Annotated in this window: 20 protein-coding genes; 14 read left to right on the forward strand and 6 right to left on the reverse strand. The window is 59.7% G+C overall.

Translation table 11 applies throughout. The annotated features are described in order from the left end of the window. The first annotated feature begins 97 nt into the window (after positions 1 to 97). Positions 98 to 553 (forward strand): redox-sensitive transcriptional activator SoxR, encoded by a 456-nt coding sequence (gene soxR / locus GH784_RS00110; RefSeq protein ID WP_003511623.1) that lies wholly within the window; start codon positions 98 to 100, stop codon positions 551 to 553. Positions 554 to 591: 38 nt separating this feature from the next. Here the strand turns inward: soxR and amyA are convergent, their stop codons facing one another. The 6 genes from amyA to GH784_RS00140 form a co-directional block, all read right to left on the reverse strand. Then, a complete protein-coding gene (amyA, locus tag GH784_RS00115; RefSeq protein ID WP_003511622.1) occupies positions 592 to 2079 on the reverse strand; it encodes an alpha-amylase in 1488 nt (495 codons plus the stop codon). 132 nt (positions 2080 to 2211) lie between these two features. After that, a complete protein-coding gene (locus GH784_RS00120; RefSeq protein WP_127966094.1) occupies positions 2212 to 3942 on the reverse strand; it encodes an acetyl/propionyl/methylcrotonyl-CoA carboxylase subunit alpha in 1731 nt (576 codons plus the stop codon). Positions 3943 to 3953: 11 nt separating this feature from the next. Further along, positions 3954 to 5552 carry a 5-oxoprolinase subunit B/C family protein gene (locus GH784_RS00125; protein WP_112178534.1) on the reverse strand — a complete coding sequence of 533 codons (1599 nt, stop codon included), beginning with the start codon at positions 5550 to 5552 and terminating at the stop codon, positions 3954 to 3956. 7 nt (positions 5553 to 5559) lie between these two features. Beyond that, positions 5560 to 6369 (reverse strand): putative hydro-lyase, encoded by an 810-nt coding sequence (locus GH784_RS00130; protein ID WP_003511619.1) that lies wholly within the window; start codon positions 6367 to 6369, stop codon positions 5560 to 5562. Positions 6370 to 6380: 11 nt separating this feature from the next. Further along, on the reverse strand, positions 6381 to 7148 hold the full coding sequence (locus GH784_RS00135) for a LamB/YcsF family protein (RefSeq protein ID WP_003511617.1): 768 nt from the start codon (positions 7146 to 7148) through the stop codon (positions 6381 to 6383). 122 nt (positions 7149 to 7270) lie between these two features. Continuing rightward, positions 7271 to 8512: an NRAMP family divalent metal transporter gene (locus GH784_RS00140; protein WP_003511614.1), complete on the reverse strand. Its 1242-nt coding sequence runs from the start codon at positions 8510 to 8512 to the stop codon at positions 7271 to 7273. 263 nt (positions 8513 to 8775) lie between these two features. Here GH784_RS00140 and GH784_RS00145 point away from each other — a divergent pair, with 263 nt between their 5' ends. The 13 genes from GH784_RS00145 (at position 8776) to GH784_RS00205 (ending at position 25681) form a co-directional block, all read left to right on the forward strand. Beyond that, positions 8776 to 9429: a GntR family transcriptional regulator gene (locus GH784_RS00145; RefSeq protein WP_003511611.1), complete on the forward strand. Its 654-nt coding sequence runs from the start codon at positions 8776 to 8778 to the stop codon at positions 9427 to 9429. A 102-nt stretch (positions 9430 to 9531) separates the two neighbouring features. Continuing rightward, positions 9532 to 10119, forward strand: coding sequence for an ANTAR domain-containing response regulator (locus tag GH784_RS00150; RefSeq protein WP_065660503.1), 588 nt, complete (start codon positions 9532 to 9534; stop codon positions 10117 to 10119). Positions 10120 to 10155: 36 nt separating this feature from the next. Then, complete coding sequence (locus GH784_RS00155) at positions 10156 to 11433, forward strand: CmpA/NrtA family ABC transporter substrate-binding protein (protein ID WP_076845411.1); 1278 nt, start codon at positions 10156 to 10158, stop codon at positions 11431 to 11433. 376 nt (positions 11434 to 11809) lie between these two features. Beyond that, positions 11810 to 13102, forward strand: a complete 1293-nt coding sequence (locus tag GH784_RS00160; protein ID WP_035199775.1) for a CmpA/NrtA family ABC transporter substrate-binding protein — start codon at positions 11810 to 11812, stop codon at positions 13100 to 13102. 112 nt (positions 13103 to 13214) lie between these two features. After that, entirely contained in the window at positions 13215 to 14108 is an 894-nt protein-coding gene (gene ntrB, locus GH784_RS00165; protein WP_127966095.1) for a nitrate ABC transporter permease, read from the forward strand. A 13-nt stretch (positions 14109 to 14121) separates the two neighbouring features. Then, a complete protein-coding gene (locus tag GH784_RS00170; protein WP_003511595.1) occupies positions 14122 to 14919 on the forward strand; it encodes an ABC transporter ATP-binding protein in 798 nt (265 codons plus the stop codon). A 5-nt stretch (positions 14920 to 14924) separates the two neighbouring features. Next, entirely contained in the window at positions 14925 to 17372 is a 2448-nt protein-coding gene (nirB, locus tag GH784_RS00175) for a nitrite reductase large subunit NirB (protein ID WP_076845412.1), read from the forward strand. Positions 17373 to 17377: 5 nt separating this feature from the next. Next, complete coding sequence (gene nirD, locus GH784_RS00180) at positions 17378 to 17713, forward strand: nitrite reductase small subunit NirD (RefSeq protein WP_003511593.1); 336 nt, start codon at positions 17378 to 17380, stop codon at positions 17711 to 17713. A gap of 214 nt (positions 17714 to 17927) precedes the next feature. Beyond that, positions 17928 to 20576 carry a nitrate reductase gene (locus GH784_RS00185; RefSeq protein ID WP_127966096.1) on the forward strand — a complete coding sequence of 883 codons (2649 nt, stop codon included), beginning with the start codon at positions 17928 to 17930 and terminating at the stop codon, positions 20574 to 20576. Then, positions 20548 to 22026 (forward strand): siroheme synthase CysG, encoded by a 1479-nt coding sequence (gene cysG / locus GH784_RS00190; RefSeq protein ID WP_164876629.1) that lies wholly within the window; start codon positions 20548 to 20550, stop codon positions 22024 to 22026. The genes GH784_RS00185 and cysG overlap by 29 nt, the downstream gene beginning before the upstream one ends. A 141-nt stretch (positions 22027 to 22167) precedes the next feature. Further along, positions 22168 to 22941: a DeoR/GlpR family DNA-binding transcription regulator gene (locus GH784_RS00195; protein ID WP_003511588.1), complete on the forward strand. Its 774-nt coding sequence runs from the start codon at positions 22168 to 22170 to the stop codon at positions 22939 to 22941. A gap of 108 nt (positions 22942 to 23049) precedes the next feature. Next, entirely contained in the window at positions 23050 to 24573 is a 1524-nt protein-coding gene (locus tag GH784_RS00200; RefSeq protein WP_127966097.1) for a glycerol-3-phosphate dehydrogenase, read from the forward strand. Between the two features lie 37 nt (positions 24574 to 24610). Then, entirely contained in the window at positions 24611 to 25681 is a 1071-nt protein-coding gene (locus tag GH784_RS00205) for an ABC transporter ATP-binding protein (RefSeq protein WP_013761937.1), read from the forward strand. Positions 25682 to 25685: the final 4 nt, after the last annotated feature.

A 25685-nucleotide genomic window follows, 5' to 3' on the forward strand; every position in this document is an offset into this window, starting at 1 on the left:
CTATTGACCTCAACTAAGGTTGAGGAATTATACCGGCTGCTCTCTAGTGTGTTTCCGCGTTTTTCAGAGCGGAGGCCGTTCAGAAAACGGAGCCGGCATGGAAAATACCATCTTTAAACACAGCCTGACGGTTGGGGAGGTTGCGCGTCGTAGTGGCGTCGCCGTTTCCACCATCCATTTTTACGAGGCGAAGGGATTGATCGAAGGCTGGCGCACCAGCGGGAACCAGCGTCGTTATCATCGCGCGGTCTTGCGGCGCATTGCCATTATCCGCATTGCGCAGCGAGCAGGTATCCAGCTCAGCATCATCAGAGACGCCTTGGCGGATTTGCCGCAGGACAGGGTGGCGACGACGGCTGACTGGCGCGTGTTCTCGCAGTCCTGGCGGGAAATGCTGCAGCTTCGTATCAACAGCCTGATTATGCTGCGCGACCAGCTTACCGGCTGTATCGGTTGCGGTTGCCTCTCACTCGATGATTGTCCCTTACGCAATCCAAACGATGTTCTGGCCGATGCCGGCGCGGGCCCGCGCCGTCTCGTATCCGTCAAATGAGCAAGGTTTCCGGCTGGCCGCTTTAAAAGCAATTGTTCCTACTCGACGTCGGCCGGAACCCAGACACTGACGCTGCCGCCATTGGTGGAAAACAGACCCTTGCCATGCTCGTCAAGGGTGATCTGTTCGTGACGGTGACCAAGGAAATCGCGCCATACAGCTCCCGCCTGCTCAGGGCCGAGATCTATCTGTTTTTCCGCCGCCTCGCCGTTCGACATCACCACAACGCAGCCCGGCTCATCGGCGGTACCGTGGCGAATAAACGCAATGCAGCTCGGGTCGTCGAAAATATCCGTCTGGGCACCGTTGGAAAAGCGGCTGCGTGCCTCGATAAGCTTCGGAAGGCATTCGATAGCCGGCATGACGATCTCATGGTCGTTGCCGTCATTGCCGGTGTCTATATACGTCGTACCGAAAAGATCGGGATAAAAGACGCAGGGCACACCTTCTTCGCGCAGCAGAATGATCGCATAGGCCAGAGGCTTGAACCAGGGTTCAACGGGCGCTTCCAGAGATTGCAGCGGCTGCGTGTCGTGGTTGTCGACAAGCGTGACGGCGTGATCTGGAACAGCGGAAAGCAGCGAGCCATCAAAGATAGTGCGCATGTCGAAATCGCCGCCCTGCTTGGAAGCGTCATGGAAGCGGTGGTGAAGGGCGACATCGAAGAGCATCAGCTGCTTGTCGACCAGATCGAGATAGCTTTTCAGCGCGTCTATATCGGGGTGCCAGTATTCCGCCACAACGAAGAGGTCGGGATTAATCGTGTCGCGCATATGGCCTACCCAGTCGCGGAAGAACCATGCCGGAATATGTTTGGCGGCATCCAGGCGGAAACCATCCACCTGCACTTGTTCGGCAAGCCACCGGCCCCAATATTTCAGTTCCTCATAGACAGCCCTGTTTCGGAATTCGACATCTGCGCCCATGAGATAATCGAAGTTGCCGTTTTCCTCGTCGACCTCTTCATTCCATTCGCCGTCGCCATATTCGTTGACGAGACGGAAAATGCCGTCCTCATCAGGCTCCTCGATGTGGTCGACGCCGCTGAAGCACTTCAGGTCCCAGATGAATTTGGAATGCGTGCCGTTTCGGCCGGGAAAGGTGAAGCGCGTATAGGCGTGCGCCTCGAAATCCTCGTCCTCTATCTCGGTGCGGTCATCGGGATTGACGCGGCGAACCCGCACCTTCTCCCTTTCATCCGCGCCCATCTTGTGATTGAGAACCACGTCGTGAATGACGCGGATGCCGTTTTCCTTCAGCGTCCGACCAGCCTGTTCGAGGGCAGCGCGATCACCGTATTTGGTCGCGACTGTTCCCTTCTGGTCGAATTCGCCAAGGTCGAAGAGATCATAGGTATCGTAACCTACCGAAAAACCGCCGGCAGAACCCTTGTAGGCCGGCGGTAGCCAAACGTCGGTAATACCCATTCGGGCAAGGCTTTCCGCCTTTTCGGCCACCTCGCTCCATAATTTCCCTCCGTCCGGATAGTACCAATGGAAGAATTGAAGCAAGGTGCGTCCGGCCATATTTCCCTCATGATGGTTAGCAGGTCGCGCCATAAACGGCCCGGCGGCGAAAGGGTTCCGCCACCGTATTGACCAAACTTCGATTGTGAGGGGACCACCTTCCCTGATGGGTCCGGTGGCCTGGTCTATGCGTTATTCCGCAATTTCGAGAAGTGCCGCGCCCGCCTGAAGATAGTCGCCTTCCTTGACGATCAGGCGGACCTTGCCGGCCTTCGTCGCCACGATTTGCGTTTCCATTTTCATGGCTTCCATGACGGCCAGAAGATCGCCTTTGGAAACAGTTTCGCCATCGGTCACCTTGAACGATTGCAAGGTGCCGGAAACGGGAGCGATAATTTCACCTTCCTTCTCCTTGACCGACGCGCCGGGGGCAGCGGCATTGCCGCCGCTGACAGCGCCGAGGCCGGAGAGCAGCAGGTTCGGCAGGCCGACAGAAACACGCTTGCCGTCGATTTCCAGAAAGGTGCGCGTGATGGAAGGGTCTTCAGCCGGTGCAGGACGTTCCATGGCGTCAGGCATGGCGGCGAAATCGGTCTCGATCCAGCGGGTATGAACCTTGAAACCGTCGGTGCCGATGAAGTCGTCCGTCTCGATTGCGGCGCGATGGAACGGCAGAACCGTGGCAATGCCTTCGATACGGAATTCTTTCAGCGCGCGGCGCGCGCGGCGCAGAACCTGATCGCGGTCGGTACCCGTAACGATGAGCTTCGCCATCAGCGAGTCGAATACGCCAGGCACGCTGGAGCCGCTGACGACGCCGCTGTCCACACGGATGCCGGGGCCGGAAGGAGCATCGAAAATCGAGATCGCGCCGGGTGTTGGCAGGAATCCTCGGCCGGGATCTTCGGCATTGATGCGGAATTCCATAGAGTGGCCGCGCGGTTCCGGCGTTCCAACCACCCGCAGGGTGTGGCCCTCGGCGATGCGGAACTGCTCGATGACGAGATCGATACCGGTGGTTTCCTCGGTGACGGGATGTTCCACCTGCAGGCGCGTATTGACCTCCAGGAAAGAAATCGTGCCATCAACGCCGAGCAGGAATTCGACGGTGCCGGCACCGGAATAGCCCGCGGCGGCACAGATCGCCTTTGCCGCGTCGTGGATTTTTTGTCGCTGTTCGGCAGACAAGAACGGGGCCGGAGCCTCCTCTATCAGCTTCTGGTTTCGACGTTGCAGCGAGCAATCGCGGGTGCCCAGCACCAGCACATTGCCGTGCTTGTCGGCCAAAACCTGCGCCTCGATATGGCGGGGCCGGTCGAGGAAGCGTTCGAGAAAGCACTCGCCGCGACCGAAAGCGGCGGTCGCTTCGCGAACGGCGGATTCGTAGAGATCGGCGATCTCTTCCATCTTCCATGCGACCTTCAGGCCGCGCCCACCACCGCCATGCGCCGCCTTGATGGCGACGGGCAGGCCGTATTCTTCGGCGAAAGCGGTGACTTCGGCGGCGGTAGAGACGGGGCCGTCACTGCCGGCCACCAGCGGTGCGCCGACGCTGGTGGCGATGCGCCGCGCTTCCACCTTGTCGCCCAGCGCTTCAATGACATGTGGGTCGGGGCCGATCCAGCTAAGGCCGGCATCGATAACCGCCTGCGCAAATTCGGCGCGTTCGGACAAAAAGCCGTAACCGGGATGCACGGCATCCGCGCCGGCGCGTTTGGCAATCGCGATCAGCTTGGCGATATCGAGATAGGTTTCGGCGGGGCGGACGCCTTCCAGCGCATAGGCCTCATCCGCCAACCGAACGAATAGCGCATCCTGATCGGGATCGGCATAAACGGCAACCGATTGCAGGCCGTAATCACGGCATGCGCGGATGATCCGCACCGCGATCTCGCCGCGATTGGCAATCAGCACTTTTTTCATCGCTATTCTCCCTACAGACTTTTAGCCGCCGCGATTTCGGCAAAAGGGCCGATCGGGCGGAACTTGATTTTGGCATTGACGGGGATTTGCCCCGCAAGATCGAGATGGTATTCCGCGACCGCGCCGATGACGGGATAGCCGCCGGTCAACGGGTGGTCGGCAAGGAAAAGAACGGGCTGGCCGCTATGGGGAATCTGGATTGCTCCGGTGGCCGTGCCTTCGCTCGGCAATTCGGCACTGTCCCTGCGCTCCATCGGCACTTCGCCGGCAAGGCGGATGCCGACGCGGTTCGATTGCGGCGTGACCTGCCAGAGCTGGCCGGTCAGCGTATCGAGGCCCTTTTGCGTGAACCAGTCGGTACGCGGTCCGAGAACCACGTCGAGCGTCACAATATCGCCGGTTGCCGGCGGATCGAAGGCCGGAGCCTCGTCGACAGACACGCTGGAAAGTCCTGTCTTTTCGCCCTTCAGCGGCAGAGTAGTGCCCGCAGTCACGCTTTCTGGACCGACTACGGCGAGCGTATCCGTCGCATAGCTGCCCAGCACGGGCTCGACATCGAACCCGCCACGCACAGCAAGATAACAGCGCATGCCCTTCGGCGGCTGACCCAAGGTTACGATATCGCCGGGTTCGAGAGACACGGGAACATGGGTTTGTGCGGTGAAACTGCGATCTGCGGTCTTGACGGTGATGGGGCAGGGCGCGCCCGCAATGCCGATGACGGCGCGGCTCGTGCTTTTGAAGCAAAAGCCGCCGAGCGTCAGCTCGAGACACGGCGAGTTAACGGGATTGCCGACGATACGGTTGGCGGCGTTAAACGCGCCACGATCCAGTGCGCCGGAGGCGGAGACGCCCTGTCCGGTTTGGCCGAAGCGGCCGAGATCCTGAAAAATGGCGGGCATGGGGGCCGCGAGCACCTCGAAATGCGGGCCTTCACTTGTCATCTCAGGCCGGGCGGTGCGCGGCGATGAGGTGGGAACATCAACCGTTCTTCCGGCCTTGTCCATATCGAAGAAACGCACGCGATAACCCGGCTGGAAAAGCGCGCCGGGATCACGGTCTATATCCCACATCTTCACCGGTGTGGTGCCGATGATCTGCCAGCCGCCGGGGCTGTTTTGCGGATAGACGCCGCTGAAGGCGCCAGCCAGCGCCACCGAACCCGCCGGAATGCGGGTACGCGGGCTTTGCCGGCGCGGCACGTGAAGAGCCGTATCGCCGCCAACCAGATAACCGAAGCCGGGCGCGAAACCGCAGAAGGCCACGGTGAATTCGCTTTCGGTATGGCGGCGGATGACTTCGTCGATGCTCATGCCGGTCAGTTCGGCAACGTCGGCCAGATCTTCGCCGTTATAATGGACGGGGATTTCCACCAGATTGTCCGAGGGCGCGATTTTTGCGGAGAGATCGCGGCTGGAAAGCCGTGCAACCAGCGCCTCTGCGCCAATCTTTTCGGGGCGGAAACGGATCATCAGGGTGCGGGCAGCCGGAACTGTTTCGTCGATGCCCTCGATCGGATCGTTCTGAAGCGAGGCGAACAGCGCCAGCGTTTCATCGAGATCGGCAAGTTCGACGAGAATGGTGGTGAGGCTGACGGGGAGAAAACGCATCATATCCTCACGCGTGATAGGCAGAATCGGGAATGTCGGTGATGAACATGTGCCCGGGCGCATGGGTAATCGCGAACGGCACGCCGGACGCCATGACTGCAGCCTGAGGCGTCACGCCGCAGGCCCAGAAAACTGGAACCTCGCCGGGTTCGATCCGCACCGCATCACCGAAATCCGGTTTCGCGAGATCCGATATGCCGATTTCTTCCGGCGCGCCGACATGCACGGGCGCACCGTGAACCGCCGGAAAACGTCCTGAAATTGTCGCGGCATCGGCCACGCGCGAAGCCGGGATCGGTCGCATGGAAACGACCATGTTGCCCTTAAATCGGCCGGCCGGCCGGCAGGGGCGGTTGGTCAGATACATCGGAACGTTGCTTTTGTCGGTCATGTGACGGATTTCGATACCCGCTTCGACCATCGGCGTTTCAAAGGTAAAGCTGCAACCGATCAGGAAAGCAACGAGATCGTCACGCTCTGCCCATGCGGCGGTCGCATCCGCCGTTTCCTCGGCAAGTTTGCCGTCCCGCCAGATACGGTAAAGCGGTAGGTCGGTCCTGAGATCGGCACCGGGGGCAAGAAGCGTGGTTGGTGAGCCGGGATCTGAAACATCTAGCACCGGGCAGGGCTTGGGATTACGCTGCGCATAAAGCAGGAAATCGAAGGCCCAGTCGCGCGGCAGCACGATCATGTTGGCCTGCGTGAAACCGGGAGCGATGCCGGAGGTCGGTGCAACGAGGCCGCCACGATAATCGGCGCGGGCCGTCCGGGCGGCATCCGCATTGGTGTGGCTCAGAAAGGATAAGGGTATCGTCATTGGTCGCCCTTTTAGAGAATGGATGCAAAAGAGCGGATTTCGATGCCCTCGGCTTCGAAACGGCGGCGGATTTCCTGGGCGATCGCCACCGCGCCGGGGCTGTCGCCATGCACGCAGATGGATTGTGCTTCGATCTTGATGCTGCTGCCGTCGATGGCTTCGAGTGTTCCTTCGCGGGCAAGCTGCACCATCCGGTCGGCGATTTTGGCAGCGTCGTGCAGTACGGCGCCCGCCTCGCGGCGCGAGACGAGTTGGCCTTCGGGCGTATAGGCGCGGTCAGCGAAGGCTTCCGCGACGACGGCAAGGCCTGCCTTGCGGGCGAGATCGAGGATGGGCGCATTGGCAAGACCCATCAGCACCAGCGAGGCATCGACGGCCTTTATACCGTCGATGACCGCTTGTCCCTGTTTCGCGTCATTGGCGATGCGGTTGTAAAGCGCGCCATGCGGCTTCACGTAACGCACCGTGGTTCCGGCAGCGGCGGCAACACCCTTCAGTGCACCGATCTGGTAGATGACATCGGCGATCAGCTCTTCGGAGGTCACATCCAGATCGCGGCGGCCAAAGCCGACGCGGTCCGGGTAGGAAACATGGGCGCCGACGACCACGCCTTTTTCGGCAGCGGCCTTAACGGTCCGGTAGATGCCGGCCGGGTCACCTGCGTGAAATCCGCAGGCGATGTTAGCGCTGGAAACGATGGCAAGCATCGCCTCGTCGTCTCCCATGCGCCACGCGCCGTAACTTTCGCCAAGATCGCTGTTGAGATCGATAGCGGCCATGTTTGCCTCCCTTTAGAGCATTTCCAGCAAAAGTGCGTAGCGGTTTTGCGTCGGGAAAATGCGTAATAACAAATATATAGAGCGTTTCCGCTTTTCTCCGAAATGCGGAAACGCTCTAGTTTTTACAGGCCGAGCAGGCCGAAAATGGTGCCGGCGGACTTGTAGCCCATGTACCACGTCAATGCGCATGTCAGAACGCCAAGCCCGAGCAGAATGCGCGAGTAGCGATGGCCGCCCATCAGGTCTTCACGCTTCCATGCGGCAAACAGGAAGATGCTGAGGCCGATGGGCAGGATAAGACCGTTCAGGCCGCCGACGAAGACCAGCATGGCGGCGGGCGGCGTCGTGATGAGCAGGTAGCAGACGAGCGAGACAGCGATGAAGATGACCGTCGCCATGTTGCGGGCGCGTTCGGTCATGTCCTGCTTGAACACGGGCAGGAACGAGACGGAGGTATACGCCGCGCCGATGACGCTTGTGATGGCCGCAGCCCAGAAGATGATGCCGAATAGGCGGAAGCCGAGATCGCCCGCGGCCGACCGGAAAGCCTGTGCGGCGGGATTGGCGGCCTGGCCCGATGTATCGATGACGACGCCGCTGGCGACAACGCCGAGAATGGCGAGGAACAGCACGTAACGCATGATGCCGGTGACAGCGATGCCGGTCAGAGCGGCGCGGTTGACGGCGGGCAGGTTTTCAATGCCGACCATTCCCCGGTCCAGCAGACGGTGTGCGCCGGAATAGGTGATGTAGCCGCCAACGGTGCCGCCGACGATGGTGGTGATGGTCGCGAAATTGATTGTATCCGGCAGGAAGGTCTGGCGGAAGGCATCACCGACCGGCGGCGCGGATACGAATGCAACGTAGAGCGTCAGCACGATCATCAGGATACCGGCGAAAATGATGAACCGGTCGACGGCGAGGCCAGCCCGTTTGGAAACGAAGATGGCGATGGAAAAAATTGCGCTGATGGCGCCGCCGATTTTCGGATCGAGCCCGAAGATGGCGTTCAGGCCGAGGCCGGTGCCGCCAATATTGCCGATATTAAAAAAAAGGCCGCCGATGATGACGAGAATGGCGAGAAGATAGCCGGAGCCCGGAATGGCAGCATTGGCGATGTCGGACGCACGCATGCGCGTCAGCGTTACGATGCGCCAGATGTTGAGCTGAACGACGAAGTCTATGAGGATGGAAGCAAGAATGCCGAAGGCGAATGCGGCACCAAGCTGCATGGTGAATGTCGCCGTCTGCGTGATGAAGCCGGGACCGATGGCAGATGTTGCCATCAGGAAGATTGCTCCCAAAAGAGATGCACGTTTTGACATTTTGAGATCGGCAGTCGGGGTGAGCTTTTTCTGCTCCATGGATTTTCTCCGCTCCTGTCGCAATCCGCCCCTCGCGGATGCTTTATGCAACCGATCTTGTCTTGTTCCGTGAGATTGTCAATATTGTTCAACAATAAATGATAATCGTTCTTTTATTTTGTCTATTTGTTGGACGTTATGAGTATGAATTCATCACGTTTTTTTGGCGCTTTGCTGAAGCTTTGTGCTATGGGCAATCATGCCGTGTCCGAACATGCCTGTCACGGAATTCCCAACGTTGCATTGCTCTTAAGGAAAGCGCCATGACGGAAACGATAGAGGGTCTGCCGCTTGCGGATCGATTGGCAAAGGGTATTCGCACCCTGCTGATCTCCGGTGAACTGATGCCGGGCCAGCGTCTTTCGGAAGCAGCCTTCAGCGAACGTTTCGAGGTCTCCCGCAATTCGCTGCGTGAAGCCTTTCGTCTCCTGACCAAGGATGGTCTGCTGCGTCACGAGGCCAATCGCGGCGTTTTTGTCGCCGTTCCCACCCTGGCTTCGGTGATTGATATTTACAGGGTGCGGCGCATGGTGGAATGCGGGGCGCTGCGTCAGGCCTGGCACAAGCACCCGGCCATCCGGACAATGCGCACGGCGGTCGATGATGCCAGGATAAAGCGCGACCAGGCAGACTGGTTAGGCGTGGGCAGCGCCAACATGAAGTTCCACGCCGCCGTGGTCGACCTTCTCGACAGCGCTCGTCTCAGCGATTTTTACGAGCGCATTGCCGCTGAGCTCAGGCTTTGTTTCGGCCTGCTGAAAGACCCGGAGCAGCTCCATTCCCCCTTTGTGGACATGAACAGCAAGATCCTGTCGCTGATGGAAGAGGGCAAGGCGGCTGAGGCCGGTGACGAGATGGAAATCTATCTCAATCTTTCCGAGCGGACGGTTTTGAAGGCGCTCGAGCGGGCGTCCTGAGAAATCAGGCGGAGCGGGATGAAAACGTCCCTTTCACGTCCGCTCCATTTTTATATCGGCGCCTGATTGCCAAGTTTGTTGCGGTGCGTCATCAATGCCGACATGACGCTTCGCGACCTCACCATTCTCGTTATAGACGAAAACGCGATCCGCGCCTCGATCATCGAGGAGGGGCTGCGCGAGGCCGGGTATAATCGCGTGACGGTCATCCATGAGGTGCACGGCGTGGCGCGGACCATCGAGACGCTGCAGCCCGATGTCATCTTCATCGATCTTGAGAATCCCAACCGCGACATGATGGAGCATCTGTTTCAGTTGACACGCACGGTCGGCCGGCCGATCGCCATGTTTGTCGACCGCTCCGATACCGCGTCCATCGAGGCGGCCGTTGAGGCCGGTGTTTCCGCCTATGTCGTTGACGGGCTGAAGAAAGAACGCGTCAAACCCATCCTCGATATGGCGGTCAGCCGCTTCAACGCTTTCAGCCGTCTGCGACAGGAACTTGCCGAAGCAAAATCGGCGCTTGAGGAGCGCAAGGTCATCGAGCGCGCCAAAGGCATTTTGATGAAAATGCGTGGCCTGTCCGAAGAGGAGGCTTTTGCGCTTCTGCGGCAAACGGCGATGAACGAGAAAAAGAAAATATCCGAGATCGCGCAAAGCGTGGTCACCGCGGCCGGTCTGTTGATGTAACGAACCCGCCGGCGGGACAGTCGAGGAGTGTATGATATGGCGGGACAGGAAAAATCGGCCGGTTCAAAAGCGGGCGCGCCGGCAATTGTTGGCAGCGACCGGCAAAAAATCCTGCGGGCAGGTTTTATTCCTCTTGTCGATGCGTCCGTCCTCATTGCTGCGGCGGAATTCGGCTTTGCCGAGCGCGAAGGCCTGACGCTCGATCTCGTCAAGGATGTGTCCTGGGCGAATGTGCGCGACCGGCTGGCATTCCGGCAATTCGACGTTGCCCATATGCTGTCGCCGATGCCGGTTGCCTCCATGCTCGGACTCGGCTCGAACCCTTCGCCGACGATCACGCCGTTTTCACTTGGGCGCGGCGGCAATGCTATAACGCTTTCGACGCGGCTTTTTGCCCGGATGAAGGCGTTGACGGGGCTTTCCGAAACGGCGGGGGCGCTGGAAAATGCGAAGGCCTTAAAGCAGGTGCTGGATGACATGCGAGCGCGGGGCGAAGCTACACCGACGCTCGGCATGACCTACCCGTTTTCCTCTCACAATTACGAATTTCGCTATTGGCTCGCCGCTGGTGGCATTCATCCCGATCACGACGTCAAACTGGTGGTCGTACCACCGCCATTGACGTCGGATGCATTGGCGGCGGGCGCCATAGATGGTTTCTGTGTCGGTGCACCGTGGAACATCGTTGCTGCCGAGCGCGGTGTGGGCAGGATCGTCGCTGCCAAGCAGGATTTGTGGCCGTCTGCGCCGGAAAAAGTGATCGGGATGCGGCCTGAATGGGCCGAAAGCCAGCAGGAAACGGTCAGCCGGCTGCTGACGGCGCTCGATGCCGCCGCACGTTGGTGCGACCTTGCGGAAAATCACGATGATCTGAGCAGGACACTTGCCGATCCGCGTTATATCGGTGCGCCGCAAAGCATCATCCGCCATGTGCTTGCCGGTGAATTCAACATCGACAGCCAGGGCAACCGCCGGGTCATCGACAAATATTTCCTCTTCCACGGCGGCCATGCCAATTATCCGCGCCAGAGCCAGGCACTGTGGATTTACAGCCAGATGATCCGCTGGGGGCAGACGGAGTTTTCGCAAGGTGGTGTGGAGGCCACCCTGTCCGCTTACCGTCCAGATATTTATCGGGCGGCACTGGGCGATGCCAATGCGCCCGATGATGCCGATATTCGAGTCGAAGGGCAGGAGGCGGGTGACCGGTTCGTGGACGGTTTTGTTTTCGATCCCGCAGACATTGCTGGATATGTGAATGGCTTTTCCGTGCGCAGTTCTGCCCCGTTTTCCATCTCCCAAGGCGAGGCCTGACAGCCGTCGGCCGGGCAAGCTGCGCAAATTTCAAGCGCGGAATTTATCCATTTGCGCAAACCATAGACAAAATTCCTACTGATTAAAATTTAATCGTCCGATTCAATCTCGGAAATTCCGTTTTTTTCCAAGGCGATAGCTTCCATAAGTAAAACTGGCACGCCTCTTGCGTCTTCGTCTTTGCACTGGTCAACGGCGATCGGGGCGAGCAGGGCGCGGCATAAGCGCTTTCACAGACATAGACGTCGCAAGGTTTTGCTGCCCGGAACATTTCCCGTTCCGAAGGCGCAAACTCCGAGCGGCGTTTTTTTATTTTCAGGTTTTTTCGCAAGCGAACGCGCCACCCATGCGGTGGTCCAATAAGGGGAAGATGCGAATGAAAAAGATATTCTCGGGCGATGTCAGCCGCCGCACCATACTGAAGACGACAGCCGCCGCAGCCCTTGTTACCGCCGTGCGCACCGCTTTTCCGTCAGGCGCTTTCGCAGCCACGGCTGAGCCGGAAGTGAAGGGCGCGAAAATCGGCTTCATCGCGCTGACCGACGCCGCCCCGCTTATCATCGCGGCGGAAAAGGGACTGTTCGCCAAGCATGGCATGCCGGATGTCGAGGTTCTCAAACAGGCATCCTGGGGTGCGACACGTGACAATCTCGTGCTCGGCGGCGCATCGAACGGCATTGATGGCGCGCATATCCTGACCCCGATGCCCTATCTCATGCATACCGGCAAGGTGACGCAGAACAACGTGCCTGTGCCGATGGCGCTTATCGCCCGCCTCAATCTCGACAGCCAGGGTATTTCCGTCGCCAAGGAATATGCTGAAACCGGCGTTCAGCTCGACGCGTCCAAGCTGAAGGCAGCTTTCGAGAAGAAGAAGGCAGAAGGCAAGGAAATCAAGGCTGCCATGACATTTCCCGGCGGCACGCATGATCTGTGGATCCGCTATTGGCTGGCCGCCGGCGGCATCGACCCGGACAAGGACGTCTCCACCATCGTCGTTCCGCCGCCGCAGATGGTCGCCAACATGAAGGTCGGCAATATGGACGTCTTCTGTGTGGGCGAACCCTGGAACGAGCAACTCGTCAATCAGGGCATCGGCTTCACTGCCTGTACCACCGGGGAACTCTGGAAAGGGCATCCCGAGAAGGCGCTCGGCATGCGCGCCGACTGGGTGGAAAAGAACCCCAACGCCACCAAGGCATTGCTGATGGCCGTGATGGAGGCCCAGCAATGGTGCGATGAGATGGCGAACAAGGAGGAGATGTCCACGATCCTCGGCAAGCGCCAATGGTTCAACGTGCCACCGAAGGACGTTCTTGGCCGCCTCAAGGGCAATATCAATTACGGCAACGGCCGCGTGCTGGAAAATACCGGTCTGCAGATGAAGTTCTGGCAGGATCACGCGTCCTATCCCTTCCGCAGCCACGACAGCTGGTTCATCACGGAAAACATCCGCTGGGGTAAATTTGCACCCGATACGGACGTGAAGGCGCTGGTTGCCAAGGTCAACCGCGAGGACATCTGGCGCGACGCTGCAAAGGATCTCGGTGTTGCCGATATTCCCGCCTCCACGTCGCGCGGCAAGGAAACCTTCTTCGACGGCAAGGTCTTCGACCCGGAAAACCCGTCGGCCTATCTCGAAAGTCTTTCCATCAAGGCAGCCTCCTGAGGAGGAGACACGGGTGTCGCCCCTCCTCCGCCGGGTTGCCATTTAATGATGGACACCAAAGGCCGGATGAGGGGCGAGACCCTGACCGCAACCGAAATCCAAAGGAAACGCCATGTCCGCATTGGCTCGAAATTTCAAGGAACAGCCGCAGCAACCGATGGTACAAAAGGCAAACGTCGTGACCCTTCCGCCCAAACATCCCTCGCGGTTCAATCTGCGTAAACTGGGTGCTGCGGCGGCCCGCAATATCATACCGCCATTTGTCGTCCTCGCCGTTCTGCTGGGCGTCTGGCAGGTGCTCTGTTCCGCCCCCGGCTCGTCCCTGCCGCCGCCAAGCCAGGTATTCGAGGAAAGCTACGATCTCATCGTATCGCCGTTCTTCCATAATGGTTCGCAGGATATCGGCCTCGGCTTGCGCGTGCTGGTCTCGTTGGAGCGCGTGGCATACGGTTTCGGCCTTGCGGCCATCGCCGGCATCATTCTCGGTGCGGTCATCGGCCAGTCGGTCTGGGCCATGCGCGGCCTCGACCCGATTTTTCAGGTCCTGCGCACCGTGCCGCCGCTTGCCTGGCTGCCGCTTTCACTTGCCGCCTTTCAGGACAGCAATCCGTCGGCCATTTTCGTGATCTTCATCACCTCCATCTGGCCCGTCATCATCAATACGGCGGTCGGCGTGCGCAACATTCCGCAGGATTATCGCAACGTTGCGAAGGTGCTGCGGCTCAACCAGATCGAATTCTTCTTCAAGATCATGCTGCCGTCGGCCGCCCCCTACATCTTCACCGGTCTGCGCATAGGCATCGGCCTCTCCTGGCTCGCCATCGTGGCGGCGGAAATGCTGACCGGCGGCGTCGGTATCGGCTTCTTCATCTGGGATGCGTGGAACTCCTCGCGCCTGCCCGACATCATCGTGGCGCTCGCTTACATCGGCGTTGTCGGCTTCATGCTCGACAAGCTGGTAGCGGCGCTCGGCAAGGTCATCACCCGCGGCGCTGCGGCCAACTAAAAGGGCGACCATCATGAACGCTTATCTGAAACTCGATCATATCGACAAATATTTCGACAAGGGCGGTTCGCGCGCCGAGGTGCTGAAAGGCATCAACCTGACCATCGGCAAGGGCGAATTCGTCTCAGTCATCGGGCATTCCGGCTGCGGCAAGTCCACCATGCTCAACCTCATCGCCGGGCTGACCAAAGTCTCAGCAGGCGTCGTGCTTCTGGAAAACCGCGAGGTCAACGAACCTGGCCCGGAACGCGCCGTCGTCTTCCAGAACCACAGCCTGCTCCCCTGGCTTTCGGTTTATGAAAACGTCAACCTGGCCGTCGCGAAGGTCTTCAGCAGTACCAAGACCAAAGCGGAACGCCACGACTGGGTTATGCGCAATCTGGATCTCGTGCAGATGGCCCATGCCAAGGACAAGAAACCGTCTGAAATTTCCGGTGGCATGAAACAGCGCGTCGGCATTGCCCGGGCGCTCGCCATGGAGCCGAAAATCCTGCTGCTGGACGAGCCTTTCGGCGCACTGGATGCGCTGACTCGCGCCCACCTTCAGGACGCCGTGATGGAAATCCACGCCCGGCTTGGCAACACCATGGTCATGATCACCCACGATGTGGATGAGGCGGTGCTGCTGTCCGACCGTATCGTAATGATGACCAACGGTCCCGCCGCCCATATCGGCGAAGTGCTTGACGTGCCGCTGCCGCGCCCGCGCAACCGCATCGAGCTTGCATCCGACAAGACCTACCTCAAATGCCGCGAGGCCGTGCTGAAGTTCCTTTACGAACGTCACCGCTTCGTCGAAGCTGCGGAGTAACCACCATGGCGCAAAAACTCGTCATCATCGGCAATGGCATGGCGCCGGGGCGCATGCTGGAAAACCTTTTCGAAACCGCCCCCGGCCTCTACGACGTCACCATTTTCAACGCCGAGCCGCGCGTCAATTACGACCGCATCATGCTCTCGCCAGTACTCTCAGGCGAAAAGAGCTATGAAGATATCATCATCCACAATGACGAATGGTACGCGGCCAACAATGTGACGCTGCACAAGGGCGCCAAGGTCACCGGCATCGACCGCGACAACAAGACCGTAACCAGCGAAAACGGCATCACCGTTTCCTACGACAGGCTGGTGATCGCCACCGGTTCCCTGCCCTTCATCATTCCCGTCCCTGGCCATCAATTGCCGGGCGTTCTCGCCTATCGCGATCTCGACGATGTCACGAAGATGCTTGAAATCGCCGAAGGCAAGGGCCGCGCCATCGTCATCGGCGCCGGCCTTCTGGGTCTGGAAGCAGCTTATGGGCTGAAGCGCCAGGGAATGGACGTCACCGTCATCCATCTGATGCCGACGATCATGGAGCGGCAGCTCGATCCGGCAGCGGCCTATCTTCTGGAAAAGGCGCTGAACGAGCGCGGCATCGACATCATCACCAAGGCCAATACCAAATGCATTCTCGGCGCGGAGAAGGTCGAAGGCATCGAGTTGGAAGACGGTCGCGTCATTAAAGGCGACATGGTGGTGATGGCGGTCGGCATCCGTCCCGCCTCGGGTCTCGCCAAGGAAGCCGGCATCGCCGTCAATCGCGGCATCGTCGTGGATGATGGCATGATGACGTCGGATGCCTCGATATATGCGCTTGGCGAATGCGCCGAGCATCGCGGCATGTGCTACGGGCTGGTCGCGCCGCTCTATGAATCTGCGCGGGTGCTGGCGGACCGGCTTTGCGGCGGTTCAGCCGAGTATCATGGTTCGGTCACCAATACCAAACTGAAGGTCACCGGCATCAACCTGTTTTCCGCCGGCGATTTTGCCGAGGGCGACGACCGCGAGGAAATCGTGCTGCGCGATGCCACCGCCGGTGTCTACAAGCGCCTGATCCTCAAGGAAAATCGCATCATCGGCGCGGTTCTTTACGGTGAGACGGCGGATGGTTCGTGGTTCTTCGACCTGATGAAGAAATCGACCGACATTTCCGCCATGCGCGAAACCCTGATCTTCGGCCAGGCCTATCAGGGAGGGTCCCCGCTGGACCCTATGGCGGCCGTTGCAGCCTTGCCGGATGATGCGGAAATCTGCGGCTGCAACGGCGTCTGCAAGGGCAAGATCACCTCGGTCATCACCTCGAAGGGGCTGACCTCGCTGGATGATGTGCGCGCCCATACCAAGGCATCCGCCTCCTGCGGCAATTGCACCGGCCTTGTCGAGAAACTGATGACGCTGACGCTTGGCGACAGCTACAATCCCGCTGCCGTGCAGCCCATGTGCAAATGCACCGATCTCGGCCACGATGATGTGCGCCGTCTCATCAAGGCCAAGGGCCTGAAGACCATTCCCGCCGTGATGCAGGAACTGGAATGGAAGACATCCTGCGGCTGCGCCAAGTGCAGACCTGCGCTCAACTACTATCTCGTCTGCGATTTTCCCGACGAATATGCCGACGACTACCAGTCGCGTTATATCAATGAGCGCGTCCATGCCAATATCCAGAAGGACGGCACCTATTCCGTCGTTCCACGCATGTGGGGCGGCGTCACATCTTCCTCCGAACTGCGGGCGATTGCGGATGTGGTCGACAAGTTCGAAATCCCGATGGTGAAGGTGACAGGCGGGCAACGCATCGATCTTCTCGGCATCGAGAAGGAGGATTTGCCGGCGGTCTGGGCCGATCTCGGCAAGGCCGGTTTCATTTCCGGCCAGGCCTATGCCAAGGGGCTTCGCACCGTGAAGACCTGCGTTGGAGAACAATGGTGCCGCTTCGGCACGCAGGATTCCACCGGCCTCGGCATCCGCATCGAAAAATTCATGTGGGGCTCATGGACGCCCGCCAAGCTGAAGCTTGCCGTTTCCGGCTGTCCGCGAAACTGCGCTGAGGCGACATGCAAGGATATCGGCGTCATCTGCGTCGATTCCGGTTTCGAAATCCACTTCGCCGGTGCCGCTGGTCTCGATATCAAGGGTACGGAAGTGCTGGGCCTCGTCCATACCGAGGATGAGGCGCTGGAGCATATCGTGGCGTTGACCCAGATGTACCGCGAGCAGGCGCGCTACCTCGAGCGCATCTATAAATGGGCCAAGCGCATCGGTTACGACGAAGTCCGCCGCCAGATCATGGACGATGCCGACAAGCGCCGGGCCTATTTTGACCGCTTCGTCTTCAGCCAGAAATTCGCGCAGGTCGATCCCTGGTCGGAACGTGTGTCCGGCCACGACAAGCACGAATTCAGGCCGATGGCGGCAATCGGTTTCAACGAGGCAGCGGAGTGAGAACGATGGACAGCAACTGGATCGATATTGGCGACATTTCCGACATTCCGCTGCGCGGCGCGCGCTGCGTGAAAACGCCTATGGGCAAGATCGCCGTGTTTCGCACGGCTGAAAATCAGGTCTTCGCCATCGAGGATCATTGCCCGCACAAAGGCGGCCCGCTGTCTCAGGGCATCGTGCACGGGGCTTCGGTGACATGTCCTTTGCACAATTGGGTCATTTCGCTGGAGACCGGCAAGGCGTTGGGGGCGGATGAGGGTGAGGTGAGGACCATTCCTCTCCGCAATCTCGACGGGCGGCTTTCGATTGCGCTCGAAACTTTGATGATTGCGGCGGAGTGATATCAGATGTTGGCGACGATACTCCCCTCTGCCCTGCCGGACATCTCCCCCTCGAGGGGCAAGATCGACAAGTGGCACGCTTCTCGCTTCATCTCTGTTGTCGGAGACGCAAGCTGTAAAATAGAGCCGGTGCCACAATTGATCTACCCCTTTGAGGGGCAGATGTCCGGCAGGGCAGAGGGGGGTAAACGCCACGCACCAAGAGGGCAAACCAATGCCCGTTGAAACGAAAACCACCTGTCCCTATTGCGGTGTCGGCTGCGGCGTCATCGCCACCGTTGCCGATGACGGCATCGTTTCCGTCAAAGGCGATCCGGACCACCCCGCCAATTTCGGCCGGCTGTGTTCCAAGGGTTCGGCTCTGGCCGAAACCATCGACCTCGACGGACGGCTGCTCCATCCCGAAATCCACGGAAAGCGGGTGGCATGGGACGAAGCGCTTCAACTCGTTGCTTCAAGATTCTCCGAGGCCATCTCCGAGCACGGCCCGGATTCGGTTGCCTTTTACGTTTCCGGCCAATTGCTGACGGAGGATTATTACCTCGCCAACAAGCTGATGAAGGGTTTCATCGGATCGGCCAATATCGATACGAATTCAAGGCTTTGCATGTCGTCTTCGGTCGCCGGCCATCGCCGCGCCTTCGGGGCCGATACGGTGCCCGGCACCTATGAGGATATGGAGCTTGCCGATCTGGTAATCCTCACCGGATCCAATCTCGCCTGGTGTCATCCCGTCCTCTATCAACGGCTTGCTGCCGCAAAGGCGGCGCGGCCGGACATGAAGGTGGTGGTCATCGATCCGCGCCGGACGATGAGCGCAGATATTGCCGATATGCGCCTCGCCATCCGCCCGGATGGGGATGTGGCGCTGTTTACCGGTCTTCTGGCCCATCTTTCCGGCAGTTCCGCGTTCGATAATGCTTATGTTGGAAACCACACTGTAGGCCTCGATGCCGCGATGCAGGCAGCGACCGGGCACAGCCTGCCGGAGATTGCCGACAAGACCGGTCTGACAATCGTGGAATTGATTTCCTTTTACGAATTGTTCGAACGCACGCAAAAAACCGTCACCTGCTACAGTCAGGGCGTCAACCAGTCGCAAAGCGGCACCGACAAGGTCAACGCCATCATCAATTGCCATCTCGCCACAGGCCGCATCGGCCGGCCGGGCATGGGGCCGTTTTCGCTGACCGGCCAACCCAACGCCATGGGCGGACGCGAGGTGGGCGGGCTTGCCAATATGCTGGCGGCCCATATGGCCATCGAGAGCGCTGAAGACCGCGACCGCGTGCAGCGCTTCTGGGCCTCGCCGGCGATTGCGCAGAAGCCTGGCCTCAAGGCCGTGGATATGTTCCGGGCGGTTGCCGATGGCCGCATCAAGGCGCTGTGGATCATGGCCACCAACCCCGTCGTTTCCATGCCGGATGCCGGTGCCGTCGAGGCGGCGATCAAGGCCTGTCCCTTTGTCGTGGTGTCCGATCTCATCGCCAATACCGATACCGCCCGCCACGCCCATGTGCTGTTGCCATCGCTCGGCTGGGGTGAAAAAGACGGCACGGTCACCAATTCCGAACGACGTATTTCCCGCCAGCGCGGTTTTCTTGACGCGCCCGGCGAAGCAAAGGCCGACTGGTGGCAATTCGCCGAAGTTGGACGGCGCATGGGTTTTGACGCCGCCTTCGGCTTCCGGCAACCTTCTGAGGTTTTCGCCGAGCATGCCGCTCTCTCCGGCTTCGAGAACGCCGGAAGCCGCGATTTCGATATCGGCGGGATCGACCGTGATTCCTACGGTACGATGAAACCGTTTCAATGGCCAAAAGCCGGACGCGGTGAAGCCGCCAATACCCGCTTTTTCGCGGATGGCCGCTTTTTCCATGCGGATGGCAAGGCCCGTTTCATCGCCACGGCACTGCCGGAGACCCGCAGGACATCGGCGGACTACCCGCTGACGCTGAATACTGGCCGTATCCGCGACCAATGGCACACCATGACCCGCACCGGCAAAAGCGCGCGGCTCACCGCCCATATCGCCGAACCCTTTGCCGAACTTCACCCGCGCGATGCGCAGGCGCTGGGCATCGAAAGCGCCGATCTGGTGGAGCTTGAAAGCCCGCACGGCAAGGTCCTGCTGCGGGCGCTGGTCAGCGAGAGGCAGGCACGGGGAGCTGTGTTTGCGCCGATGCACTGGAACGACCAGTTCGCCTCGCAGGCCCGCATCGATATGCTCGTGCCAGCGGTCACGGACCCGCATTCCGGCCAGCCCGCTTCGAAGAATGTCGGCGTGAGTGCACGACGTTTTGTAGCGAAAGCCTATGGATTTGCGATCTCCCGCACCCGGCCTGATGCGCCGGGCTGCGCCTATTGGGCAGTTGCGAAGGCGGATGGCGGCTACCGCATGGAGCTTGCCTTCGAGGAACAGCCGCAGGACTGGACGCTCTGGGCGCGACGGGTTTTCGGCATCGATATCAGGGTTGAGCCTCTGGGTTACAGTGACCGGGAGACGGGCGATCTGCGGCTTGCTTTCTTCGACGGTGATACCCTGCTGGCGGCGCTCTTCGTCGCCAGAGAGCCGGTGGCCGTTGCCCGCAACTGGGCGATTTCACAGCTGAACGAACGCCATGAGGATTTGCGCATGCGTTTTGCGCTGGTCGCCGGGCGTCCCGGCGCCGGCCGCGCCGATCCGGGGGCGACGGTCTGCTCCTGCTTCAATGTCGGGGTCAACCATATCACGGCTGCCATCCGCAATGGCTGCCACAGCGTCGAAGCCATAGGTGCTGCGTTGAATGCCGGAACCAATTGCGGCTCCTGCCGCGCCGAGATCAGGGGGATCATCGATGGATGCCTTAAAACCGCAGCTGAATGAACCGAACCGCATGGAGAAGCTCGCCAAGTTGCCGGTCTTCTGGGGGCTTGAGGGCAAGCGCGTGGTGCTGGCGGGCGGATCGGATGGGGCCGCATGGAAAGCGGAACTGCTGCTTGCCTGCGGGGCGGAACTTCACCTCTATTGCGAGGAAAGCGAGCTTTCGGATTGCTTTGCGGCGCTCGTCTCGACAAGCCAGATGCTGACATGGCATGACCGTTCCTGGGGTCCGGATAGTTTCAAAGGCGCGGAACTGGCGCTGGCGGATTGTGAAACCGACGAAGAGGCGGGAAGATTTTACAATGCCGCGCGCTCTGCCGGCGTGCCTGTCAATGTCATCGACAAGCCGGAATTCTGCCAGTTCCAGTTTGGCTCCATCGTCAATCGTTCGCCGGTGGTGGTGTCGATCTCCACCGATGGCGCCGCACCCATTCTGGCGCAGGCCATTCGCCGGCGCATCGAGACTTTGCTGCCGCTCGCTCTCAAGGATTGGGGCGCGCTTGCCCAGACCATCCGAGAGCGGGTCAATATACGCCTCGCGCCCGGCACGGCGCGGCGATCATTCTGGGAGAAATTTGTCGACCGGGCGTTTACCGAAAGGCTGGATGAGGGCAGCGAAGAAAGGCTGCTGACAGACATCGGCACGCAGGCAGGTCGGAAAGGATCGGCACGCGGCCTTGTGACGCTGGTCGGTGCCGGACCGGGCGATGCCGAGCTGCTGACGCTGAAAGCGGTACGCGCCTTGCAGGCGGCGGATGTCATTCTGTTCGACGATCTCGTTTCATCCGAGGTGCTGGAACTGGCGCGGCGGGAGGCGAAGCGTATGCTTGTTGGCAAACGCGGCGGCCGGGAAAGCTGCAAGCAGGAAGATATTAACGACATGATGATCCGCCTTGCCAAGGCCGGCAAAAGGGTAGTGCGGCTGAAATCCGGCGATCCGATGATTTTCGGACGCGCCGGCGAGGAGATCGCAGCGCTGGAGGCTGAAAACATCCCGGTCGAAATCGTGCCAGGCATCACCGCGGCAAGCGCCATGGCTTCGCGGCTCGGCGTTTCCCTCACCCACCGCGATCACGCCCAGTCGGTCCGCTTCGTCACCGGGCACTCCAGACAGGGCAAGCTGCCGGAGAATATAGACTGGCAGTCCCTGTCGAACCCTTCCGTGACCACGGTTTTTTACATGGGCGGGCGAACCGCTGCCAGCATCGAGGAAGCCCTTCTGGCGCATGGCATGCCGGCCTCGACGCCCGTCGCCATCATGATTTCCGTCAGCCGCGAAAATGAGCAGCGCTGGTGCGGTTCGCTGGTGCAACTGGCTGCGGCGGTTGAGCGAATGGGCGTGAACGAGCCTATATTGATCGGCATCGGTGATGCGTTTGGTGCTGCAATCTCTGCGTTTTCCGAGATCGGCCTGCCGAAGCCGGTCCCGATGTCAATTCAGAAAGCCGGCTAATAATCTTGCTGGTTCGTGCGGATACGTTTTTCGCGTACCTCCGCAAGTGGACCTGATCGGCGCCACAAAACCGTCCCTTGACATTGGTTTTTCGTTCGCTCTTCAATAAAACGAAAAAATTGAAAGAGGAGGGAGGGTGAAATGATGCTCACACCGCGTCAGGATGAAATCGTTGCGCTGGCGAAAGCAAGCGGGCGTGTGCTGGTGGACGAGCTGGCCACGCGGTTTTCGGTAACGCCACAGACGATCCGCAAGGACCTCAACGATCTCTGCGATACGCGGGTGCTGACGCGCATCCATGGCGGCGCACTTTTTCCGAGCGGCAACGAAAACGTCAAATACGAGGCACGCCGTGCGATCGCCTCCTCCGAAAAGCAGGCGATCGGCGCCGCTGCCGCTGCCCTCATCCCCAACAATTCCTCGCTTTTCATCAATATAGGTACGACGACCGAGGCGGTGGGCGAAGCGCTGGCGGATCATCACGAGTTGATGGTCATCACCAACAATATTAATGTTGCCAACAGGTTACGGGTTTTTCCGGGCATTGAGGTGGTGATCGCTGGCGGCGTCGTGCGCGGTTCCGATGGCGGCATCGTCGGGGAGGCCGCAGTGGATTTTATCCGCCAGTTCAAGGTCGATTTCGCCGTCATCGGCGTTTCTGCAATCGATGAAGACGGCGCTTTGCTGGATTTCGACTTTCGCGAGGTCAAGGTTGCCCAGGCGATCATGTCCAACGCTCGCCACGTCATTCTTGTATCGGATTCACTGAAATTCGAGCGGACGGCGCCGGTGCGCATCGGCCATCTTTCACAGGTGCACACCTTCATTACCGATCATTGTCCGGTCGATTCGATCCGATCCATCTGTGCCGATCATGACGTCAGGTTGATTGAAACCGAGGTTGGGGAGCCTTGATCCGAACCGTCCCGGAATTTCGTTTGACATTCGTTTTGTCTTCAAATTAGATGTCCGTGCTTTCAATATATCGATGAGGAGAGCGTCGATGAAAGCGCGGGAGGGTCCATGTCTGACGAGGCAATCCACGATGTTTTCGTGATCGGCGGCGGCATCAACGGCTGCGGCATCGCGCGTGACGCTGTCGGCAGGGGTTATTCCGTTGCGCTTGCGGAAATGAACGATTTTGCCTCCGGCACCTCTTCGGCCGCCACAAAGCTCATTCATGGCGGTTTGCGTTATCTCGAACATTACGAATTTCGTCTGGTGCGAGAAGCGCTGATGGAGCGCGAGGTGTTGTGGGCCATGGCGCCGCACATCATCTGGCCCATGCGCTTTGTTCTGCCATTCCAGAAGGGCGGCGTGCGCCCGGCCTGGCTCGTGCGTCTCGGGCTTTTTCTTTATGACCATCTCGGCGGCCGCAAGCTTTTGCCCGCCACCCGCTCGCTCGATCTGCGCCGTGATCCCGCAGGGAAACCGCTGAAGCCGATTTTTGCCCGGGCTTTCGAATATTCTGACGGCTGGGTGGACGATGCCCGTCTTGTGGTGCTGAACGCCCGCGATGCCGCCGATCGCGGCGCCTTGATCCTCAACCGCACGCAGGTCGTTTCGGCACGCCGCGAAGGCGCCTTCTGGCGGGTCGAAACGACAAATGGTGCCGGAGAAACCGCGACCTACCGGGCGCGCATGCTTGTAAATGCGGCCGGCCCCTGGGTAGACAAGGTTCTGGCTGCGACATTCGGTAAAAACAATGTCCACAATGTCCGCCTCGTGCAGGGCAGCCACATCATCGTGCGCAAGAAGTTTTCCGATCCGCGCGCCTATTTTTTCCAGAACCCGGACGGGCGCATCATCTTCGCCATCCCTTATGAGCAGGATTTTACCCTGATCGGCACGACGGATCGCGACTATACCGCCGACCCCCGGGCTGTTAAGATCAGCGACGAGGAGATCAGCTATCTTTGCAACGCGGCGAGCGAATATTTCGCTGAACCGGTGACGTCGGCCGATATCGTCTGGACCTATTCCGGCGTGCGGCCGCTGTTTGACGACGGCGCATCGAAAGCGCAGGAGGCAACCCGCGATTATGTGCTGAAAACCGAAGGAGCTGAAGGCGAAGCGCCGCTTCTCAATATCTTCGGTGGCAAGCTCACCACCTATCGACGGCTTGCCGAACATGCTCTTGAAAAAATCGGTGATGCGCTGGGTGAAAAGGGCTCGCCGTGGACGGCAGGTTCACATTTGCCGGGCGGAAATTTCGGTGCCGAGGCTTATGCGGGAGAGGTCACGGCCCTGCGGTCGCGTTATCCTTTCCTCGATGAGCGGCATGCGAAGCGGCTCATCCGCTGCTACGGAACGGACGCTGCGTCGATTATTGGCAATGCCGGGGACATGGCAGGGCTAGGACGGCATTTCGGCGGCACGCTTTATGAGGCCGAGGTGCGCTGGCTGATGGCCCGGGAATGGGCGCTGACGGCGGAGGATATTCTGTGGCGCCGCACCAAGCAGGGGCTTTTCTTTACCCAAGAAGAGGTGCGCGGGCTGGAGGATTATATCGATGACATTGCAGGTGGACGCTTGAAGGCAATCTGACGATCCGATCAAAAAGCGGAGGAGGCTTTGGATCACCATGCTTGAATTGCGAAACGTCTCGAAGATGGCCGGCGGTGAATATCATATTCACCCGACCGATCTGACGTTGCAGCGCGGAAGCCTGAACGTCCTGCTTGGACCGACACTTTCGGGCAAGACGACACTCATGCGGCTGATGGCCGGGCTGGACAAGCCAAGTGGCGGTACGATTCTCTTCAATGGGGAGGACGTGACGGGCTGGCCGGTTCAGAAGCGCAACGTCGCCATGGTCTATCAGCAGTTCATCAATTATCCGGCGCTCAGCGTTTATGAAAACATCGCCTCGCCGATGCGCGTTGCCGGCAAGGACAAGGCAACGATCGACAGGGAGGTGAGGAAGGCCGCCGAGCTTCTGAGGCTGACGCCCTATCTCGATCGTACGCCTCTCAACCTCTCCGGTGGCCAGCAACAACGCACGGCACTTGCCCGCGCCATCGTCAAAAACGCCAATCTGGTGCTCCTCGACGAGCCTCTCGCAAATCTCGATTACAAGCTGCGTGAGGAGTTGCGTGAGGAATTGCCGCGCATCTTTGCCGAATCCGGTGCGATCTTTGTTTACGCCACGACGGAACCCTCCGAAGCTCTGCTGCTTGGTGGCAATACCGCGACGCTGAACGAGGGCAAGGTAACGCAATTCAGCCGCACGATCGAAGTTTACAGGCGTCCGGTGGATATCGTAACGGCTAAAATATTTGCCGATCCGCCACTGAACACCATCGAGGTCATCAAGACGGGCGGCGCCTTCACGCGCGCCGACCATGCGGTTGTGCCGGTGCCGGCGCATCTTGCTGCCATGCCTGACGGTCCAGTGACCATTGCCTTCCAGCCACATCATCTTTTCCCACAGCAAAAGGGGCAGGCGGCGCAATCCATCCGGGCGCGGACACTGATCTCGGAGATCGCCGGATCGGAAAGCTTCGTACATGTGGAATTTTCAGGCCAGCGTTGGGTGATGCTGGCGCAGGGCATTCACGACATCGAGCCGGACACGGAGATCGAACTGTTTCTCGATACGCGGCACCTGATGGCTTTCGATACGCACGGCCACGCCATCGGCGAAGCGGCTTAAGGGG

The organism is Agrobacterium tumefaciens (assembly GCF_009649785.1).
Lineage (GTDB): Bacteria > Pseudomonadota > Alphaproteobacteria > Rhizobiales > Rhizobiaceae > Agrobacterium > Agrobacterium tumefaciens.

Excerpts from the sequence above, each read along its gene's own strand:
- soxR (WP_003511623.1), top strand. The coding sequence starts at position 98 with ATGGAAAATACCATCTTTAAACACAGCCTGACGGTTGGGGAGGTTGCG.
- amyA (WP_003511622.1), bottom strand. The coding sequence starts at position 2,079 with ATGGCCGGACGCACCTTGCTTCAATTCTTCCATTGGTACTATCCGGAC.
- GH784_RS00120 (WP_127966094.1), bottom strand. The coding sequence starts at position 3,942 with ATGAAAAAAGTGCTGATTGCCAATCGCGGCGAGATCGCGGTGCGGATC.
- GH784_RS00125 (WP_112178534.1), bottom strand. The coding sequence starts at position 5,552 with ATGCGTTTTCTCCCCGTCAGCCTCACCACCATTCTCGTCGAACTTGCC.
- GH784_RS00130 (WP_003511619.1), bottom strand. The coding sequence starts at position 6,369 with ATGACGATACCCTTATCCTTTCTGAGCCACACCAATGCGGATGCCGCC.
- GH784_RS00135 (WP_003511617.1), bottom strand. The coding sequence starts at position 7,148 with ATGGCCGCTATCGATCTCAACAGCGATCTTGGCGAAAGTTACGGCGCG.
- GH784_RS00140 (WP_003511614.1), bottom strand. The coding sequence starts at position 8,512 with ATGGAGCAGAAAAAGCTCACCCCGACTGCCGATCTCAAAATGTCAAAA.
- GH784_RS00145 (WP_003511611.1), top strand. The coding sequence starts at position 8,776 with ATGACGGAAACGATAGAGGGTCTGCCGCTTGCGGATCGATTGGCAAAG.
- GH784_RS00150 (WP_065660503.1), top strand. The coding sequence starts at position 9,532 with ATGACGCTTCGCGACCTCACCATTCTCGTTATAGACGAAAACGCGATC.
- GH784_RS00155 (WP_076845411.1), top strand. The coding sequence starts at position 10,156 with ATGGCGGGACAGGAAAAATCGGCCGGTTCAAAAGCGGGCGCGCCGGCA.
- GH784_RS00160 (WP_035199775.1), top strand. The coding sequence starts at position 11,810 with ATGAAAAAGATATTCTCGGGCGATGTCAGCCGCCGCACCATACTGAAG.
- ntrB (WP_127966095.1), top strand. The coding sequence starts at position 13,215 with ATGTCCGCATTGGCTCGAAATTTCAAGGAACAGCCGCAGCAACCGATG.
- GH784_RS00170 (WP_003511595.1), top strand. The coding sequence starts at position 14,122 with ATGAACGCTTATCTGAAACTCGATCATATCGACAAATATTTCGACAAG.
- nirB (WP_076845412.1), top strand. The coding sequence starts at position 14,925 with ATGGCGCAAAAACTCGTCATCATCGGCAATGGCATGGCGCCGGGGCGC.
- nirD (WP_003511593.1), top strand. The coding sequence starts at position 17,378 with ATGGACAGCAACTGGATCGATATTGGCGACATTTCCGACATTCCGCTG.
- GH784_RS00185 (WP_127966096.1), top strand. The coding sequence starts at position 17,928 with ATGCCCGTTGAAACGAAAACCACCTGTCCCTATTGCGGTGTCGGCTGC.
- cysG (WP_164876629.1), top strand. The coding sequence starts at position 20,548 with ATGGATGCCTTAAAACCGCAGCTGAATGAACCGAACCGCATGGAGAAG.
- GH784_RS00195 (WP_003511588.1), top strand. The coding sequence starts at position 22,168 with ATGATGCTCACACCGCGTCAGGATGAAATCGTTGCGCTGGCGAAAGCA.
- GH784_RS00200 (WP_127966097.1), top strand. The coding sequence starts at position 23,050 with ATGTCTGACGAGGCAATCCACGATGTTTTCGTGATCGGCGGCGGCATC.
- GH784_RS00205 (WP_013761937.1), top strand. The coding sequence starts at position 24,611 with ATGCTTGAATTGCGAAACGTCTCGAAGATGGCCGGCGGTGAATATCAT.